Source organism: Rouxiella sp. Mn2063 (genome assembly GCF_049319665.1).
Lineage (GTDB): Bacteria > Pseudomonadota > Gammaproteobacteria > Enterobacterales > Enterobacteriaceae > JBMOUD01.
Genome location: NZ_JBMOUD010000008.1, coordinates 124,235 through 143,455, shown reverse-complemented (window position 1 = coordinate 143,455; position 19,221 = coordinate 124,235). Strand labels below are relative to the sequence as shown.

Sequence of the window (19,221 nt, the reverse complement as noted above, 5' to 3'; positions counted from 1 at the left end):
AAAGAGTTGGCTCCCGTTTAATACGCATAACGGGAGCCACTGCAAACGAAACAGCTTTGGATTGGCTAATGGCGAAAACAGGCCTGTTCCGTATGCTGAAGTTTTTGACGCATTCTTGATCTATTGGTAACTCATGAATCCCATCGTAATAAACAGGCTTCAGCGAAAGCTGGGCTACACTTTTCAACAGCAGGAGCTTTTATTGCAGGCACTGACTCACCGCAGCGCCAGCAGCAAGCACAATGAGCGTTTGGAGTTCTTGGGCGACTCAATTCTCAGTTATGTTATTGCCAATGCGCTTTATCATCGTTTTCCTCGTGTTGATGAGGGTGATATGAGCCGGATGCGAGCAACTTTAGTTCGCGGTAATACGCTGGCGGAAATGGCGCGTGAGTTTGACCTCGGTGAATGTTTACGTTTAGGTCCGGGCGAATTGAAAAGTGGTGGTTTCCGCCGTGAGTCTATTCTCGCGGATACGGTGGAGGCACTCATTGGCGGCGTGTTCCTGGATAGCGATATCCAGACTGTCGAAAAGCTGATCCTCGATTGGTACCGTAGTCGTCTCGACGAGATTAGCCCCGGTGATAAGCAGAAAGACCCAAAAACCCGTTTACAGGAGTTTTTGCAAGGTCGTCATCTGCCATTGCCTTCTTATTTGGTTGTGCAGGTTCGCGGAGAAGCGCACGACCAAGAGTTTACCATCCACTGCCAGGTGAGTGGCTTGAGTGAACCGGTTGTAGGAACCGGCTCAAGTCGCCGCAAAGCCGAGCAGGCGGCAGCGGAACAAGCGCTGATAAAGCTGGAGCTTGAATGAGCGAAGAAAAAAGTTATTGTGGTTTTGTCGCAATCGTAGGTCGTCCTAACGTTGGTAAATCAACGCTACTGAACGAACTCTTGGGGCAAAAAGTCTCTATTACCTCGCGTAAGCCACAAACTACGCGCCACCGTATTATGGGTATTCATACCGAAGGGCCATATCAGGCTATTTATGTGGATACTCCGGGGCTGCACATCGAAGAAAAGCGTGCAATCAACCGTTTGATGAACCGTGCTGCCAGCAGCTCGATCGGCGATGTTGAATTAGTGATCTTCGTGGTTGAAGGCACGCATTGGACACCAGATGATGAAATGGTGGTCAATAAATTGCGTGACCTGAAAAGCCCGGTATTGCTGGCAATCAATAAAATCGACAACGTGACGGATAAATCCAAGCTGTTGCCGCATCTGCAATTCTTGAGCGAGCAGATGAACTTCGTTGATATCGTGCCGATGTCCGCTGAGAAAGGCATCAACGTTGATACCATTGCAAGTCTGGTGCGTAAACGCCTGCCAGAAGCGGTGCATCACTTCCCGGAAGATTACATCACTGACCGTTCACAGCGCTTTATGGCTTCTGAAATCATCCGTGAAAAACTGATGCGTTTCTTGGGCGAAGAGCTGCCTTACTCGGTGACGGTGGAAATCGAACGCTTTGTTTCTAACGAGCGTGGCGGATATGACATCAATGGTTTGATTCTGGTTGAGCGCGAAGGCCAAAAGAAAATGGTTATCGGCAACAAAGGCTCGAAGATTAAAACTATCGGTATCGAAGCTCGCCAGGATATGGAAGAGATGTTTGAAGCCAAAGTGCATCTTGAGCTTTGGGTGAAGGTCAAATCCGGTTGGGCAGATGACGAACGTGCGCTGCGTAGCCTCGGTTACGTAGACGACTTATAAGGTCCGCGCCCGTGGAAGGCTGGCAACGCGCTTTTGTCTTGCATGGGCGACCTTACAGTGAAACCAGCTTGATGCTGGATTTATTCACTGAAGGGCAAGGGCGGGTACGCATACTGGCAAAAGGTGCGCGTAGCCGCCGCTCTAATCTGAAAGGCTGCTTGCAGCCTTTCACTCCATTATTAGTACGCTGGAGCGGGCGAGGGGAAGTCAAAACTCTGCGCAACGCTGAAGCGGTTTCTCTGGCACTTCCTCTCAGCGGGTTAATGCTCTACAGCGGGCTTTACGTCAACGAATTACTCTCGCGTGTGCTCGAGCAAGAAAGCAATTACTCCTCGCTATTTTTCGATTATCTACACTGTTTGCAAAACCTGGCGGCGGCAACGGTAACGCCAGAACATGCATTACGTCAGTTTGAATTGGCCTTGTTGCACTACCTCGGTTACGGCGTTGATTTTTTACATTGCGCAGGCAGCGGCGAAGAAGTCAGCGATGATATGACCTATCGTTATCGTGAAGAAAAAGGCTTTATTGCCAGCGTGGTTATCGACAATACCAGCTTCACCGGCCGTGACTTAAAAGCGTTGGCCAGCCGCGAGTTTCCTGATGCGCTCACCCTACGTGCCGCGAAACGCTTTACCCGCATGGCACTCAAGCCCTATCTCGGTGGTAAACCGCTAAAAAGCCGTGAGCTATTCCGCCAATTTCAGGTAAAAAAGCCGGTCGCACCTAGCGATAATTCTGCCAGCTAATTTACGCTGTGGCCTACCCGTTGCCGCCTCTGTCGGTGTAAACTGCCTGCATTGCCCTCAACTACGCAAACCTTAATCTGGAGTTTTTATGGCTGACTTATTACTCGGCGTGAATATCGATCATATTGCGACATTACGTAATGCTCGTGGCACTGCTTATCCGGATCCGGTTCAGGCTGCCTTTATTGCTGAGCAGGCGGGAGCCGATGGTATCACCGTGCACCTGCGTGAAGATCGTCGCCATATTACCGATCGTGATGTGCGTATTCTGCGCGAAACCATTCAAACTCGTATGAACCTGGAAATGGCGGTCACCGACGAAATGATCGGTATCGCTTGTGAGATCGAGCCACATTTTTGTTGTCTGGTGCCAGAAAAACGTACAGAAGTCACCACTGAAGGTGGCCTGGATGTAGCGGGGCAACTCGATAAAATGACCGTTGCGGTTTCTCGTTTAGCAGAAGCTGGCATCCTAGTTTCACTGTTTATCGATCCTGATGTGCGCCAGATTGACGCTGCTGTGGCGGTTGGTGCCCCTTATATTGAGATCCACACCGGTGCTTATGCTGAAGCCACAACTGCGTTAGAAATTAAAGCTGAGCTTGAGCGTATCAAGCATGCAGCAACGTATGCGGCCTCAAAAGGCTTAAAAGTTAACGCGGGTCACGGCCTGAATTATCATAACGTTCAGCCAATTGCTGCGTTGCCAGAAATGCACGAACTCAATATTGGCCACGCGATTATTGGTCAGGCGGTGATTGACGGTTTAGCCGGGTCAGTGCGTGAAATGAAAATCCTGATGCGAGAAGCGCGTCGCTAATGGCTATTGTTGGATTGGGAACCGATATTGTCGAGATCGTTCGTATCGAAGCGGTAGTGGAACGCAACGGCGATCGTTTAGCCAAACGTATTCTCAGTGACAATGAGTGGCAGATTTATCAGCAGCACCAGCAGCCGGTTCGCTTTTTGGCTAAACGTTTTGCGGTTAAAGAAGCGGCTGCTAAGGCTTTGGGCACCGGTATCCGCAATGGTCTGGCCTTTGAGCAGTTTGAAGTGGTCAATGATGCGTTGGGGAAACCCAACCTAATATTCCATGGTAAAGCCGCTGAAATGGCCGAAGGGTTTGGTGTCAAAGCGGTTCATGTGACGCTGGCTGATGAACGACACTATGCGTGTGCGACGGTCATTATCGAGAACTAATCAGTTTTCTTGTGCTGTATCTTGGCTAAATTTGCGCAGCATGATGCAGCACGACAAACTTGTCCCACAGTTGCTCGTTAGTTTCCCTATGCGCTGGGTCTATCAAAATGGTGTTGTTAATTGGGCACACCTTTTGACAGGTCGGCGTTTCGTAGTGGCCGACGCATTCGGTGCAACGGTCGCTATCAATCTGATAAATCTCATCCCCCATCGAAATTGCCTGATTCGGACACTCTGGCTCGCACATGTCACAGTTGATGCATTTGTGGGTGATTAGCAGCGCCATAAGTATGTTCTCTTGATGATTTATCAGGGCGCGGATTATAGCAGAGCCGGGCAGGATAAAATCTGTCTCGTGTGATAATCCTGAGTTAGTCTGATCTTGATCAATCCTTTCATCTACAGGCTATTTGCGGCTGTATTCTTCGGAAATGACGCTGGCTTACCGCGAAAAAACTCGCATTAACCGATAAAATATTCAACTATCAACCCTAATATCGACTTGAATACGCTTGAGGCAATAATGAATTTAGGCGCACTGGTTTCTGAAACCCGTAATCCTGCAACTTACGGACTCGATGAGATGTCCTCGTTGGAAATGGTTACCTGCTTTAATAATGAAGATAGCAAAGTGCCTTTGGCAATTCGCGACGTTTTGCCTCAGGTGGCGCAGGCGGTGGAGTTGGCCGCCGCTTCTTTTAAAGCGTCTGGACGATTAGTCTATCTTGGTGCAGGTACTAGCGGGCGCTTAGGCGTTCTGGATGCCTCGGAATGTCCACCGACCTTTGGCGTCTCGCATAATATGGTCGTGGGATTGATTGCCGGTGGGCCGGGGGCGTTGCTTAAGGCGGTAGAAGGCGCTGAAGATAATGAAGCTTTAGGGGCTGAAGATCTAAAAAACATTAATCTGACTGCCGCGGATACCGTTGTCGGATTAGCCGCCTCCGGGCGCACGCCTTATGTGATTGGCGCACTGCGCTATGCGCGGGGACTTGGTTGTGCCACGGTGGCTATCTCTTGTAACCCTGATTCGCCGATTGCGCGTGAAGCGCAAGTGGCGATTTCACCGCTGGTTGGCCCAGAGGCGTTAACCGGCTCTACGCGACTAAAATCCGGTACGGCGCAAAAGCTGATCCTCAATATGATCTCCACTGGCGCGATGGTACGTTTCGGTAAGGTCTATCAAAATTTGATGGTGGATGTGAAAGCCACCAATGAAAAACTGGTGGATCGCGCTTGCCGCATCGTGGTTGAGGCAACGGGGGCAACGCGTGATGATGCCGAGAACGCGTTACAACAAACCGGATTTGAAGTGAAACCCGCTATCCTGATGATTTTGGCTGATATCCCCGCCGATCAAGCGCAGCAGCGTTTGGATAAGCACCACGGATATTTGCGCGCAGCGCTGGCTGGTTGATCTAATATTCACCTGAGTTGCCGCTTAACTGAATAACGGGCTCATCGATCCCAAGGAGCATCACATTGAGCATTAAGGAAGATCGTCGGATCGTCTTTTTTGATCTGGATGGCACGTTACATCAGCAAGATATGCTGGGAAGCTTCTTACGTTTTCTGCTGTGGAAAATGCCGCAAAACCTGCTGCTCGTTGTGCCGATGCTGCCGATTATCGTGGCTGGCCTGATCTTAGCAGGGCGTGCGACGCGCTGGCCGATGAGCTTACTGCTATGGTCGATAACCTTTGGCCATAGTGAAAAGCACTTGAAGGCGCTCGAGTCGGATTTCGTGGTGCGTTTTCGTCAAAAAGTGGTGGGTTTTCCGGTGGTACAGAAGCGTTTACGGGATTATCTGGCAGCGGGTGATGCGGATATATGGCTGATTACCGGCTCACCAGAGCACTTGGTGCAGCAGGTTTATCATTCATCACCATTTCTGGCGCAGGTTAATCTGATTGGTAGCCGTATTAATCGTAAACGCGGCGGTTGGGTATTGTCATTACGCTGTCTGGGAGAAGAGAAGGTGGTGCAACTGCAACAGCGGTTGGGGGCACCTTTACAACTCTACAGCGGTTACAGTGACAGTAAGCAAGATAATCCGCTGTTGTTTTTCTGCGAGCACCGCTTTCGCGTGAGTAAATCAGGTGAACTGCAACAGCTTGAGTAAGCGATATCTCTATCCTGTCTTTCTGACACAACAAAGGCCGATTTTTCGGCCTTTGTTGTTCATATTGCTATGTCAGTACTGACTTACATGGCTTTTCTAAAGATGTTAACGATATCCTGATGTGTTCCCTGAATTGGGTTGGTCAATGCACAGGCGTCTTTTAAGGCGTTGGTTGCTAGCGTATCGAAATCTTCTTCTTTAACCTGTAATTCTGCCAAACCTGCTGGAATGCCGACGTCATGCGCCAGTTGGCGGATAGCGCTGATACAGGCTGCCGCGCCTTGTGCATCACTCATGTCGTCAACCGGAATATCCATTGCCTTAGCAATATCTTTCAAACGTGGGCTAGCCAGACGGGCGTTATATTCCTGTACATGCGGCAACAGGACGGCGTTACATACGCCGTGCGGCAAGTTATAGAAACCGCCGAGCTGGTGTGCCATAGCGTGAACATAGCCTAATGAAGCATTGTTGAAGGCCATTCCTGCCAAGAATTGCGCGTAAGCCATATTTTCACGGGCGACCATATCCTGGCCGTTATCAACGGCCGGGCGCAGCGAATGAGCAATCATATTGACGGCCTTTAATGCACAGGCATCAGTAATTGGATTCGCGGCGCTGGAAACATAGGCTTCAATAGCATGAGTTAACGCGTCCATACCCGTTGCGGCAGTTAAACCTTTCGGCATGCCAACCATCAGATGAGGATCGTTAACGGACATTAATGGCGTGACGTTTTTATCGACGATTGCCATTTTGATGTGGCGCTGTTCATCGGTAATGATACAAAAACGCGTCATTTCGGAGGCGGTACCTGCCGTAGTATTAATAGATATCAGCGGTAGTTGTGGTTTTGCTGAGCGATCTACCCCTTCGTAATCTGCAATATCACCGCCGTTAGTTGCCAGCAGCGCAACGCCTTTCGCACAATCGTGCGGAGAACCGCCGCCAAGTGAGATAACACAGTCGCATTGATTAGCATGCAGGATTTCCAGGCCTTCACTCACATTACGCGTAGTTGGATTAGGTTTGGTACCGTGATACACGCTGCTTTTTACATTGCGCTCGGCCAACATTGACTGCACCTGACCGACAACACCAATATCGAACAGCACGCGGTCAGTAACAATCAATGCATGATGGAAGCCGTGTTGAGCAATAGCATCTGCCGCATCATTTAATGCACCAGAACCAATGACGTTAACAGAAGGAATAAAGAAGGTAGAGGTCGCCATAATATTTTCCTTGATCTCATCGTTATGAGGGACATGAATATCCTATTCTTGTTGCTGAATCAGCCCTTTGATCTGGCGCAATATTGCTCTGTATAACAATATTTCAATTAAGAATATACCAACTGATAACCTACGGATTAATGAGAACCTTGGGATATTTTGCTGCGTTCACTCTGGGGCTGATGCGTTGCTCAGTGTATGATACTGGCCGTTGAGAATAAGCTGAGGTGACAGTGGTAGAGCAATATAGTGACGAATACTGGATGCAACATGCATTAACATTGGCACAGCGCGCGGAAGGTGAAGGCGAGGTACCGGTGGGCGCGGTATTAGTCTTAGATAATCAAGTTATTGGTGAAGGCTGGAACCGATCAATTTGCGGTCACGATCCTACCGCACATGCCGAGATCATGGCATTGCGACAGGGCGGGGTTGCGGTACAGAATTACCGGCTGCTTGATGCCACATTATATGTGACGCTGGAGCCTTGTGTGATGTGTGCGGGAGCGATGATTCATAGCCGCATTCGTCGACTGGTTTACGGTGCTGCTGATATGAAAACCGGTGCGGCCGGATCGCTGGTGGATATATTGCGCCATCCAGGGATGAATCATCAGATTGAGATCGTCTCCGGTGTGCTTCATGAAGAGTGCTCCGGCATGTTAAGTGCGTTCTTCAAGATGCGCCGTAGTCAGCATAAGGCGCTAAAACTGGCACGACGCCTTAGCGAAGGTAACCTCTGAAAACAAACTAGGCTTCGGCTTCTTTGCTTAATGTGGCGTCGGCATAATTAATGATGGGAAAGACACTGACGAGTGCCCTAGCACCTCGCTAGCCGGTACCGCAGGATAGGCACTGCCAAACTGAGATTTTAATGCAGTTTGCTGTTCTTTTTGCCGATCTTTCTCAATCAAATATCCCACCAAGCTTATCTGATATTTACGAATATTTTCTACGTAATTAAAGGCTTGTGTACCTCTGGCATAGCCATAGGTTGTCTGGCTGTAATAACGTTTCTGATTGAGCAATGGCAGTCTTTGTTTGACGTCGGCCCAACTGTCGGGGTTGCCTTTCTGTGCCGCAGTAAGTTGGCGGGCGTCGAGCATATGCCCGTATCCCATATTGTAAGCCACTAAAGCGAACCAGATTTTGTCATCGTTTTGGATAGTGTTTGGCAAACTCTGTATCAGGTTATTGAGATAAAGCGCACCGCCGCGAATACTCTGTTCTGCATCTAAGCGATCGTTAACATCAAGCCCTTGCGCTGTGGCGCGGGTTAGCATCATTAGCCCGCGCACGCCGGTCGGCGAAGTTGCCAATGGATCCCAATGAGATTCTTGATAAGAAATAGCGGCCAACAGACGCCAGTCTATGTCGGTGGCATATTTTTCAAATAGCGGCTGCAGGAAAGGCAGTTTGGCATCAATAGCGCTTAAGAACGTGCGCGTATCGACATAATCAAAGCCGCCGACATGGCCGAGGTACTTTTCTTCTAGTCGTTCTAAGGTTCCGTCTGCGGATATTTTGCTGAAGAAGTCCAGCATGGCGGCATAGAGGCTGTCATCATCTGAAGCTTGACTCAAATACCAGGTCACAGGTTCATCTTCGGTCACATCAAACGCTACGGCTAATCGAGGATAAATTCGTTGCAGCAACGCGACGTTGACAGAATCTCCCATGGTATAGCTAAGTTTGCCATCCGCCACCTGCTGCATCATTTCTCGAGGCGAGTAGCGATCGGTTGCCTCCCAGGAAAGCTGAGGCAGCTTTTCTTTGGCTTTATTGAGTGCATCGATGTGGGCGCTGCCATCGGGGATCATCAATGGCCCATTAATATCCGCCAAACTTTTAGGGCGGTAAGAACCGAGACGATAGAGTAACTGCTGCGATACCGTGTAGTAGGCTGGGCCTGCCCGGTAATCTTTCAAACGTTCATTATTATAGATAAGCCCAGAAGCCAGAATATCGGCTTTATTGGTATCGAGGTCGTGGAATAGGCTATCAATATTTTTGTGTGGGATCTGTACCAGTTTCACACCGAGGTACTCGGCAAAGCGGCTGGTTAGCTCATAATCAAAACCTGGGTCGCCATCCTGCCCATTAAAAAAAGTTTGCGGCGAACTAAGCGTGCTGACGCGCAGCTCACCTCGCGAAAGGATGTTCTGTAATTGGTCTCCAGAACCACGATGCCAAGGAACACTCGGCCACAGGGCCAGTGCTAAAAGCAGGGTGATGAGACCGACGATGAAATAGGTAATCTTTATGCGCGTCAAATAGTTATCTCAGAATGGCGCTGTTTTTATAGTGAACATATCTGGTGTTATAAGTGGGGGTAAAATCCCGGTGCCGACGCATTTTGCTCAACAAAACGCCGGGCTGCAACTTTATTAACATATCTCCATGACAATGGTGTGGACAAAGCAATTATAAATATTCCTCACGCAAACGGTTTCGTCAGACTCAAGGATTCTCTATAATAGGCCGCGTTTTCCCCCTTGTTGCGCCCAATGAAGCTCGCACGGTCCGTGGCTTCAAAGACGAGAGATATTTGATTATGGAAATACTGCGTGGTTCGCCCGCTTTGTCGGCTTTTCGCATTAACAAACTGCTGTCCCGTTGTCAGGAAGCACAGCTTCCAGTTAACGATATCTATGCCGAGTATGTACACTTTGCCGACCTCAGCGCACCGCTGAGTGACGATGAACACACCAAGTTACAACGCCTGCTCAAATATGGTCCTTCTCTTGCCGAACACGCGCCAACAGGCCGCCTGCTTCTGGTAACGCCTCGCCCGGGTACGCTTTCTCCATGGTCTTCTAAAGCTACTGATATCGCTCATAACTGTGGTTTGTCTCAGGTGCGTCGTTTAGAGCGCGGTTTAGCCTTTTATGTGCAGGCAGATTCCCTAAGCGAAGCACAATGGCAAGCGCTGGGCGCGATGCTACATGACCGCATGATGGAAACGGTTTTCTCTCGTCTTGAAGACGCCGAAAAGCTGTTTGTACAGAACCAACCAGCCCCGGTACAACACGTTGATATCCTTGGCTTAGGGCGCGCGGCGTTGGAACAGGCCAACACCAAATTAGGACTGGCGTTAGCAAGTGATGAAATTGATTACTTGATGAATGCCTTTACTCATTTAGGTCGCAATCCAACCGATATCGAATTGTATATGTTTGCGCAGGCCAACTCTGAGCACTGCCGCCATAAAATTTTCAACGCCGATTGGGTTATCGACGGCGTACAACAGCCTAAATCGCTGTTCAAAATGATTAAAAATACCTTTGAGCAAACCCCTGACCACGTGCTGTCTGCCTATAAAGACAACGCGGCAGTGATGGAAGGTTCTCAGGTTGGCCGCTTCTATGCTAATGCCGAAAACGGTATCTACGATTTCCATCAGGAACAAACTGATATCTTGATGAAAGTAGAAACCCATAACCACCCGACGGCCATTTCTCCTTGGCCGGGCGCGGCGACCGGTTCCGGCGGTGAAATCCGTGATGAAGGCGCAACCGGACGTGGTGCTAAACCGAAAGCCGGTTTGGTGGGCTTCTCCGTTTCTAACTTGCGTATCCCTGGCTTTGAACAGCCGTGGGAAGAGAATTTTGGTAAGCCTGAGCGCATTGTTACCGCACTGGATATCATGACTGATGGCCCGCTTGGTGGCGCTGCGTTTAACAATGAGTTTGGTCGTCCAGCGTTGCTTGGCTACTTCCGTACTTATGAAGAGCAAGTTAACAGCCACAACGGCCCTGAACTGCGTGGCTACCACAAACCAATTATGTTGGCCGGTGGTATTGGCAACATCCGTACTGACCACGTACAAAAAGGTGAAATCAGCGTTGGCGCTAAGTTGATTGTCCTTGGTGGCCCGGCGATGAACATCGGTTTGGGCGGTGGCGCGGCGTCTTCCATGGCCTCAGGCCAATCAGATGCGGATTTGGATTTTGCTTCCGTACAGCGTGATAACCCAGAGATGGAACGCCGCTGTCAGGAAGTGATCGACCGCTGCTGGCAGCTTGGTGAAGATAACCCGATTCTGTTTATCCACGACGTCGGCGCAGGCGGTTTGTCTAACGCTATGCCTGAGCTGGTGAGCGATGGTGAGCGTGGCGGTCGTTTCCAACTGCGTGACATTCTTAACGATGAACCGGGCATGAGCCCGTTGGAAGTCTGGTGTAACGAATCGCAAGAGCGTTATGTTATGGCTGTTGCGCCTGAGAAACTGGCGCAATTTGATGCTATCTGTAAGCGTGAACGTGCGCCGTACGCGGTGATCGGCGAAGCGACCGAAGAGATGCATTTGACCTTAGAAGACAGCCATTTCGACAACCAGCCAATTGATATGCCGCTGGATGTGCTGCTGGGTAAAACGCCGAAAATGACCCGTGACGTGAAAACGTTGAAGGCAACAGGCGATACCTTACAGACCGAAACTATCTCAATTGCCGATGCGGTACACCGCGTATTGCATTTACCATCAGTTGCTGAGAAAACCTTCTTGATCACCATCGGTGACCGTAGCATCACGGGTATGGTAGCGCGCGATCAAATGGTTGGACCGTGGCAGATCCCGGTTGCTGACTGTGCGGTGACTACCGCCAGCCTCGATAGCTACTACGGCGAAGCGATGTCACTGGGTGAACGTGCGCCGGTCGCGCTGCTCGATTTCGCCGCCTCTGCCCGTCTTGCTGTCGGTGAATCGCTGACCAATATTGCGGCGACACAAATTGGTAGCCTCAAACGTGTGAAACTTTCTGCTAACTGGATGTCTGCAGCCGGCCACCCGGGTGAAGACGCAGGCTTGTATGCCGCAGTGAAAGCCGTGGGTGAAGAACTGTGTCCAGCACTGGGCATTACTATCCCAGTGGGCAAAGATTCCATGTCGATGAAAACGCGCTGGAAGGAAGGCAATGAACAGCGTGAGATGACCTCGCCGTTGTCATTGGTGATCACTGCGTTTGCGCGCGTTGAAGACGTGCGCCGTACCGTGACGCCACAACTGCGTACTGACAAAGGCGACAGCGCATTGCTGCTGATTGACCTGGGTCTTGGTCATAACGCATTGGGTGCGACGGCACTGACACAAGTTTATCGCCAACTGGGCAGTGTCCCTGCCGATGTTCGCAATGCCGATCATCTGGCTGGCTTCTTCAATGCTATGCAGGCGCTGGTCGCTGAGCAGAAATTGCTGGCATATCACGACCGTTCCGACGGCGGCCTGCTGGTCACCTTAGCTGAGATGGCCTTTGCCGGTCACTGCGGCGTTAATGTGGATATCAGCGCGTTGGGTAACGATGCACTGGCGGCGTTGTTTAACGAAGAACTGGGCGCGGTTATTCAAGTTCGTGCCAGCGATGTTGCTGCTGTGCAGGCAACATTGGCGAAATTTGGTCTGGCAGAGTGTTCTCATGTGCTGGGTGGTGTTGAATCGAGCGACCACTTCGTCATCACTCAAGGCGAGAAAACGGTCTATAGCGAAAGCCGTAGCACGCTGCGTACCTGGTGGGCAGAAACTACCTGGCAGATGCAGCGCCTGCGTGATAACCCAGAGTGCGCAGACAGCGAACATCAGGCTAAGAAAGATGACAGCGATCCGGGCCTGAACGTCAAATTGACCTTCGAGCCGGCGGAAGATATCGCGGCACCTTATATCGCCACTCAGGCACGTCCGAAGGTTGCGGTTCTGCGTGAGCAGGGCGTTAACTCGCAAGTTGAAATGGCGGCTGCTTTCCATCGCGCCGGGTTTGACGCGGTAGATGTGCACATGAGCGACTTGCTGGAAGGGCGTCGTGACCTGCAAGAGTTCCATACGTTGGTTGCTTGCGGCGGCTTCTCTTATGGCGATGTATTGGGTGCGGGTGAAGGTTGGGCGAAATCAGTGCTGTTCAATGAACGTGTACGTGATGAGTTCCTCGACTTCTTCCACCGTCCACAAACCTTGGCGCTCGGCGTGTGTAACGGCTGTCAGATGCTGTCTAACCTGAAAGAGCTGATCCCAGGCGCTGAGCACTGGCCGCGCTTTGTTCGTAACTTGTCTGACCGCTTTGAAGCTCGCTTCAGCTTGGCGGAAGTGACCTCCAGTCCATCTGTGCTATTGCAGGGAATGGTCGGTTCACGTATGCCAATTGCCGTATCGCATGGTGAAGGTCATGTTGAAGTGCGTGACTCTCTGCATTTATCACAGTTGGAGCACGCTAATTTAGTGGCGCTGCGCTTTGTTGATAACCGTGGCAACGTGACCGAAAATTACCCGGCTAACCCTAATGGTTCGCCAAACGGTATTACGGCAGTCACCAACCTTTCTGGTCGTGTCACCGCCATGATGCCACACCCAGAGCGCGTATTCCGCAGCGTCAGTAATTCATGGCATCCGGAAGAGTGGGGCGAAGATAGCCCGTGGATGCGTATATTCCGTAACGCTCGTAAGCAGTTGGGTTAAGCCTTTATTTAGCGAGCTAAATAGGTAAAGAGACAGCCAAATCCGCAGCGCGCAAGCCTGCGGATTTTTTTATTTTTTTGCGAGCCTCATCGATTATTACATTTAATCCATCAATAGTGATTGATCTCCCCACCGTAGAAAAACTATCGTTATGTATTATTTTATATATCGACGAGACTAATGTGAAAACAACAACAAACAATATGCGCTCAATGGTTTCCTCATTGTTACTTGGTACCCTGACGCTTTGTAGTTTAGGAATGAATACAGCCTATGCTGAGGGCAATATCCGAGTCACTTACGCCGGTTCAATGGGTGTGGTGATGGATAAACATTTAGGGCCAGATTTTGCACAGCAGCAGCAAGTGACCTATCAAGGGCAGGGGGAAGGCGCTTACGGTATGGCACGTCTGTTGGCCTCTAAAAAAGTCGTGGCCGACGTTTTTGTTTCCATCACCCCAGGTCCGATTGAAGTACTGCAGAAAGCTGGGCTGGTTGATAATGCTATACCAGTCGCCAGTACGCGGATGGTGATTGCCTATAACCCGAAAAGTAAATATGCCCAACAATTTGAAGCGATAAAAGCAGGTAAGCCGGGCGCAGAGCCTTGGTGGAAAGTTCTGCAAACGCCGGGGCTGCATTTTGGCCGTACCGAGGCAGCTGTCGATCCACAGGGGCAAAACATTATCTTTACGCTGATGCTGGCTGAAAAATATTATCAGCAGCCGGGTCTTGCGATGAAGATCTTAGGAAGCATCAACAATCCGCAGCAGGTTTTGGCCGAAGGCGGATTATTAACGCGTCTTGAAGCGGGACAAATCGATGCATCTTCTGGTTATGAAAGTGCGACTCGCTCGGCAAAACTGCCATACATTACCTTGCCTGATGAGATAAACCTCAGTAATCCTGATATGTCTGCTAAATGGTACGACACGGTCAGTTTCAGCATTAAGGATGCGCAGGGCAAAGATAAAGTGCTGCATACTCAGCCGCTGGTGTTCTATGCCGCGGTTCTGAAAAATGCCCCGAATCCAGCTGCTGGTAAAGCGTTTATCAACTACATGTTAAGCCCGGCAGGACAGAAAACCCTGCAAGACAATGGCTATAACGCGCCGAAAGGCCCTAAAATTTAATTCTTAAGCATAAGGCCTGCGCCGGATGATGAGTTTGTGGTTTGCCCTTCCGGCGCTCGCGCTGTTAATTATTCCTTTTATTACCCTAATCCTGCTAACGCCATGGCGAGGTTTCCATCTCGCTTACGGCGACTGGCACTCGGTCATGACGTCACTTGGGTTGAGCGGTATTTCGATCCCACTGATTATCCTGCTCGGTATCCCTTTAGCGTTTTGGATGGCACGAACCAACTCACACTGGCGTTCGTGGGTGGAAGTTGCGGTTATGATTCCGCTGCTTACGCCGCCTTTGGCATTGGGGATTCTCTTGGTGTCGGTGTATGGCCCTTACGGCACGGTGGGAACGGGGTTATCTGCGCTTGGTCTGTCGCTGACTAATAACGCGGGAGCTTTCGTGCTGGCGCAAATGTATGGCGCTTTGCCCTATTTTGTTATGTCAGCGCGCACCGCCATTGAAGCTGTGCCACTTGATGTAGAGGAAGCAGCAAAAACACTGGGGGCATCTCGTTGGCAAACGCTGCATCGATTAACACTGCCTTTAGCCTCTCGCGGTCTGGCAACTGGCTTAGCTATTGCTTGGGTACGTGCAGTTGGTGAGTTCGGTATCACCATGGTCTTTTGCTACTTCCCGCAGGGTATTCCGGTCAAACTGTATATTAATTTACAAAATGAGGGGGTTGATTCAGTATATTCGCTGCTGTGGATATTATTGCTGACAACATTACCTTTCCCACTATGGTGTTTTAGCCGCATGGGGAAGATAAAAAAACCAGCAGAACTATAAAGGATTAAAACAACAACGCTTTTTAAGACACTTCCCATATGAAATGCCGCGACCATTTTCGGGGGTGATTGCGTTTGTCTATTAATTATCCGAGTAGAATTCCGCTGGGTGCAATAGGGTATAATGGAGCGAGTTACACTGAAGGAGTCAGTTTTCTTATGATAATAACTAGAAAGTTTATTAGCAGTACATTTGTTATTTCTTGTCTATTCACCACCCCGGTGATGGCGACCAGCACAACGGAAAATTCAGTTTCAGAACCTATTAAACAAGTTTCAGAACCGATAAAACAATCTGCTGCTAGCAACGTGGAATCGTCAGGCTTTTCCGGCTGGTGGTCATCCTGGAAGGCGGATGTTGCTGATACCTGGAACACGCCAGACAGTCACGATATCTATCTGCCTGCGATCACGTGGCATAACCGTTTGATGTACGATAAGGAAAAAACGGACAAGTATAATGAACGCCCGTGGGGGGCTGGATATGGTATTTCCCGTTATGACGAAAACGGCGATTGGCATGGGATATACCTCATGGCTTTCAAGGATTCGCATAATAAATGGGAACCGATTGGCGGCTATGGTTATGAAAAAATATGGCAGCCGTTAAATGATAAAGAATTTCGCTTAGGATTGGGATATACCGCGGCGGTGACGGCGCGTGACGACTATAAATATATTCCTATCCCCATCGTTCTGCCGTTGGCCTCGGTGGGATACAGCCGGTTAACTTTCCAGGCAACTTATATTCCCGGAACTTACAACAACGGCAATGTATTCTTTGCCTGGCTACGTTACCAATTTTAGCGTCTGGTTTTTTTAACCATCATGCCCAGTAAACTTCAAGATGCAGGTAGGCGGTAAGCAGCAGCTAACACTCCTGCAACTTGAAGCGTGACGGCTATAGATTGTGATATAAGTCTCCCTCTAATCTTATGGCATGCTTTATGCTTAATTGAACGGCGTCGCTGTGAATGTCTTAATAATTCAAAGGCATCCAGCGATGTATTTCTTAAGCTTAAGGAGCCACAGATTGAAAAAATTGACCTGCCGTATGACGCTGACAGCATTGGCCTGCCTGCTTCCTCTTTCTGCCCCGACCTTTGCTGCTGATACGGCTAATCACTCACTGGAATTGCAACAGGTTCTGATTATGAGCCGCCACGGTATTCGTGCCCCTTTGGTTAACTATGGCGATGTACTTGCCGAGTCTACGACACATACCTGGCCAACATGGAAAACTGAAGGTGGGTTATTAACACCAAAAGGTGGCACCGTGGAGGAGCATGTCGGTCATTATTTCCGTGCCTGGCTAGCTAAAAACCAGCTTTTGTCAGCAACTCATTGTCCGGCAAACGGCCAAGTGTTTACTTATGCTAACAGCCTGCCGCGTACTATCGATACCGCTAAGCATTTTGTGACAGGCGCTTTCCCTGGCTGTGATGTTGCGGTAGTTAATCGTGTTGAAGTGGGCAAAATGGACCCGGTCTTTAACCCGATCATTACCGCAGAGGTGACGGATGAGTTTAAAACCAAGGCGCTGAACTCGATTAATCAACATGCTGGGCAGGGCGGTATTGATGGCTTAAACCAACGACTAAAGCCAAATTACGCTCTGCTTGAGCAGGTGATGGATTTTAAAAATTCCAAAGTCTGCCTGCAGGATAAGCAATGTGATATGGCGTCGCAGCCTTCTTCTGTCACTTTGACACAAGGTAAAGAACCGGGAATTAATGGCCCGCTGCGTACCGCGACCGGTGCTGCCGATGCCTTCATGCTGCAATACTACGAAGGCTTCCCAATGAAAGATATTGCCTGGGGAAAAGTCACAACGCCAACGCAGTGGACCGAGCTTGAAACCCTTAAGAATCTGTATCACGAAACGCTGTTTGGCTCACCGGCAATTGCAGCTAATGCCGCTGCGCCGCTGCTTAACTTTATTGCTGGTGCGTTAGATAAACCTTTGGCTCAAACCAACGATCAACAGGCTGCACAGCAGGCTAAACTCACGCTGTTAGTGGGACATGATTCCAATATCGCTTCGATGCTCGCGGCGCTGAAAACTAAAGATTACACGCTGCCGGGGCAGTACGAACGTACGCCTATTAGCGGTGCAGTTGTTTTCCAGCGTTGGCATGATAAGAAAACCGATAAAGATCTGATGAAGATTGAATACGTGTACCCGACGGCGCAACAAATACGCAACAATGTTGCATTGAGTTTGAAAAACCCACCGCAACGAGTGACGTTACAAATTGAGGGTTGTCCTACTGATAAACAAGGTTTTTGCCCAATGGACACCTTTAACAAATTGCTGCAAAAAGATCTAAAAGGCTAAAAAATTTACTGATAAAACAATGTTGATCTTATTTAATTACACTTAATTAACAATGTTGTTAAAGAAGCGATCTATACTGCCGACAAGTAATACTAAAATAAAAAGACTCTCAGATAGCTCAGTTTGTTCAGCCCGCCTAGTGCGGGCTTTTTTTTGCGACCATACCCGTCATCTTTAAAGCTACAGGGGTGTTGGCTGCTCTCACTTACCCCAGTCACTTAGTTATCTAAGCTCCCGGGGATGCGTTCAATTGCCGCCTACCTGCATGTCGAAATCTGAAGGGTATTCTTATATTTGTATATGGGTAAGTCTGCGCTTGCCGTTATCCAAGTTTTAGCTTTCGTTTTCTCATTTATTGAGTTAGCCCGCATCCTGCTCGCAGGCATAATAAATGCAATATTTTCTGATTCTTGGTCCACTATGCACGACAGCGCCACATCCTCTGATGATGCCATTAAAGATGGTCCTTTCTACTTACATGCCGGACAGCGTGCTGACATTAAACGTCGTTCGCAGGTGTGGTGGTGGCGTTTAGAAATACCGACCTGGATATTAGGTTTTGTGGTCTACAGCGGTTGGTTTTTGCTGGTGATACATTGGCAGCAATTAAACCACTGGCTAGCCGCGCCACTGCTGGTAATTTTCACCACGTGGTATCTGTCATGGCAGCATGAACTGATTCACGGGCATCCGACACGCTGGGAGCGAGTCAATCAACTGTTGGGTACTTTACCCATCGCGGTGTGGTATCCCTATGGCTTATATCGTGATTCTCATTTGCAGCATCATCGCAATGAACGTCTGACACACCCAGAAGAAGATCCTGAAAGCTATTATTTTAGCGAAGCACATTGGCAGCATTCTTCAGCTTGGTTTATTCGCCTGATAAAAATTCGTAATACCTTCTTTGGCAGGTTGTTGATCGCACCGGCACTGGACATTATTGCTACGGTAAAAGGTGCGTTGCAGGCAGTAGTAAAACGAGATTACCCGGCCATCGCTATGTGGGGGATTCATCTGGTATTACTCGTAGCGTTACTTGCCTGGGTGCAGCAACATGGAATTTCTGCGGTTTATTATCTGTTGGTGATCAGCTATCCGGCGTTGAGTTTAACTAAGGTTCGTTCCTTCTATGAACACCGCGCTGCTGAGGCGCCAGAAGCACGATCTACATTGACCGAAGCCGGTATTGGCTGGCGTTTGCTGTTTTTAAATCTTAATTATCATTTGGTGCATCATGATTTACCGGGTCTGCCTTGGTATGGCTTACCTCAAGTTTATCAGGCTGATAAAGAAGCTTATCAGCAACGTAGTCAGGGTTATGTCGTCGAGGGTTACCAAACCTTAATGCAGCAGTACGCTGCGACGCCTCTCGATGTTGAAATCCACCCTTTCTATCCTGAGCGCCCCGGCGGCGACACTGTCACAGTGCAGCTAGAGCCATCGTCAATAACATCGGATGTGGGTCATGACTATGCTTATCAAAATGAGTCCTCTTAAG

17 protein-coding genes are annotated in these 19,221 nt (G+C 49.4%); 14 read left to right on the top strand and 3 right to left on the bottom strand.

The genetic code is table 11. The annotated features are described in order from the left end of the window. Nucleotides 1-133 precede the first annotated feature (133 nt). The 5 genes from rnc (at nucleotide 134) to acpS (ending at nucleotide 3,665) form a co-directional block, all read left to right on the top strand. Nucleotides 134-814, top strand: a complete 681-nt coding sequence (gene rnc / locus ACL9RG_RS13555) for a ribonuclease III (RefSeq protein ID WP_422793144.1) — start codon at nucleotides 134-136, stop codon at nucleotides 812-814. Further along, the gene (gene era / locus ACL9RG_RS13550; RefSeq protein WP_422793143.1) at nucleotides 811-1,716 is read left to right on the top strand and encodes a GTPase Era; all 906 of its coding nucleotides are present in this window, start codon (nucleotides 811-813) and stop codon (nucleotides 1,714-1,716) included. The genes rnc and era overlap by 4 nt, the downstream gene beginning before the upstream one ends. An 11-nt stretch (nucleotides 1,717-1,727) precedes the next feature. Continuing rightward, nucleotides 1,728-2,465, top strand: a complete 738-nt coding sequence (gene recO / locus ACL9RG_RS13545; protein WP_422793142.1) for a DNA repair protein RecO — start codon at nucleotides 1,728-1,730, stop codon at nucleotides 2,463-2,465. 88 nt (nucleotides 2,466-2,553) lie between these two features. Further along, a complete protein-coding gene (gene pdxJ / locus ACL9RG_RS13540) occupies nucleotides 2,554-3,285 on the top strand; it encodes a pyridoxine 5'-phosphate synthase (protein WP_422793141.1) in 732 nt (243 codons plus the stop codon). Next, entirely contained in the window at nucleotides 3,285-3,665 is a 381-nt protein-coding gene (acpS, locus tag ACL9RG_RS13535; protein ID WP_422793140.1) for a holo-ACP synthase, read from the top strand. Before pdxJ ends, acpS begins: the two co-directional genes overlap by 1 nt. A gap of 25 nt (nucleotides 3,666-3,690) precedes the next feature. On the opposite strand, the gene ACL9RG_RS13530 is transcribed toward acpS, so the two are convergent. Continuing rightward, on the bottom strand, nucleotides 3,691-3,951 hold the full coding sequence (locus ACL9RG_RS13530) for a YfhL family 4Fe-4S dicluster ferredoxin (protein WP_422793139.1): 261 nt from the start codon (nucleotides 3,949-3,951) through the stop codon (nucleotides 3,691-3,693). A 237-nt stretch (nucleotides 3,952-4,188) separates the two neighbouring features. Here ACL9RG_RS13530 and murQ point away from each other — a divergent pair, with 237 nt between their 5' ends. Both murQ and yfhb read left to right on the top strand, forming a co-directional pair. After that, nucleotides 4,189-5,082, top strand: a complete 894-nt coding sequence (murQ, locus tag ACL9RG_RS13525; RefSeq protein ID WP_422793138.1) for an N-acetylmuramic acid 6-phosphate etherase — start codon at nucleotides 4,189-4,191, stop codon at nucleotides 5,080-5,082. A 65-nt stretch (nucleotides 5,083-5,147) separates the two neighbouring features. After that, nucleotides 5,148-5,786 (top strand): phosphatidylglycerophosphatase C, encoded by a 639-nt coding sequence (gene yfhb / locus ACL9RG_RS13520; RefSeq protein WP_422793137.1) that lies wholly within the window; start codon nucleotides 5,148-5,150, stop codon nucleotides 5,784-5,786. Between the two features lie 83 nt (nucleotides 5,787-5,869). Here the strand turns inward: yfhb and yiaY are convergent, their stop codons facing one another. Continuing rightward, complete coding sequence (gene yiaY / locus ACL9RG_RS13515; protein WP_422793136.1) at nucleotides 5,870-7,021, bottom strand: L-threonine dehydrogenase; 1,152 nt, start codon at nucleotides 7,019-7,021, stop codon at nucleotides 5,870-5,872. A gap of 227 nt (nucleotides 7,022-7,248) precedes the next feature. Here yiaY and tadA point away from each other — a divergent pair, with 227 nt between their 5' ends. Further along, the gene (gene tadA / locus ACL9RG_RS13510; protein ID WP_422793135.1) at nucleotides 7,249-7,764 is read left to right on the top strand and encodes a tRNA adenosine(34) deaminase TadA; all 516 of its coding nucleotides are present in this window, start codon (nucleotides 7,249-7,251) and stop codon (nucleotides 7,762-7,764) included. 27 nt (nucleotides 7,765-7,791) lie between these two features. Here tadA and mltF read toward each other — a convergent pair whose 3' ends face one another. After that, a complete protein-coding gene (mltF, locus tag ACL9RG_RS13505; protein ID WP_422793134.1) occupies nucleotides 7,792-9,294 on the bottom strand; it encodes a membrane-bound lytic murein transglycosylase MltF in 1,503 nt (500 codons plus the stop codon). A 278-nt stretch (nucleotides 9,295-9,572) separates the two neighbouring features. On the opposite strand from mltF, the gene purL reads away from it, so the two are divergent. The 6 genes from purL (at nucleotide 9,573) to ACL9RG_RS13475 (ending at nucleotide 19,220) form a co-directional block, all read left to right on the top strand. Further along, nucleotides 9,573-13,466: a phosphoribosylformylglycinamidine synthase gene (purL, locus tag ACL9RG_RS13500; protein WP_422793238.1), complete on the top strand. Its 3,894-nt coding sequence runs from the start codon at nucleotides 9,573-9,575 to the stop codon at nucleotides 13,464-13,466. A 260-nt stretch (nucleotides 13,467-13,726) separates the two neighbouring features. Continuing rightward, a complete protein-coding gene (locus ACL9RG_RS13495; RefSeq protein ID WP_422793237.1) occupies nucleotides 13,727-14,599 on the top strand; it encodes an extracellular solute-binding protein in 873 nt (290 codons plus the stop codon). Nucleotides 14,600-14,624: 25 nt separating this feature from the next. After that, nucleotides 14,625-15,383 carry a molybdate ABC transporter permease subunit gene (locus ACL9RG_RS13490; RefSeq protein WP_422793133.1) on the top strand — a complete coding sequence of 253 codons (759 nt, stop codon included), beginning with the start codon at nucleotides 14,625-14,627 and terminating at the stop codon, nucleotides 15,381-15,383. Nucleotides 15,384-15,541: 158 nt separating this feature from the next. Beyond that, nucleotides 15,542-16,189, top strand: coding sequence for a lipid IV(A) palmitoyltransferase PagP (pagP, locus tag ACL9RG_RS13485; RefSeq protein WP_422793132.1), 648 nt, complete (start codon nucleotides 15,542-15,544; stop codon nucleotides 16,187-16,189). A 196-nt stretch (nucleotides 16,190-16,385) separates the two neighbouring features. Further along, the gene (gene agp / locus ACL9RG_RS13480) at nucleotides 16,386-17,720 is read left to right on the top strand and encodes a bifunctional glucose-1-phosphatase/inositol phosphatase (protein WP_422793131.1); all 1,335 of its coding nucleotides are present in this window, start codon (nucleotides 16,386-16,388) and stop codon (nucleotides 17,718-17,720) included. A gap of 420 nt (nucleotides 17,721-18,140) precedes the next feature. Then, complete coding sequence (locus ACL9RG_RS13475; protein WP_422793130.1) at nucleotides 18,141-19,220, top strand: fatty acid desaturase; 1,080 nt, start codon at nucleotides 18,141-18,143, stop codon at nucleotides 19,218-19,220. Nucleotide 19,221: the final 1 nt, after the last annotated feature.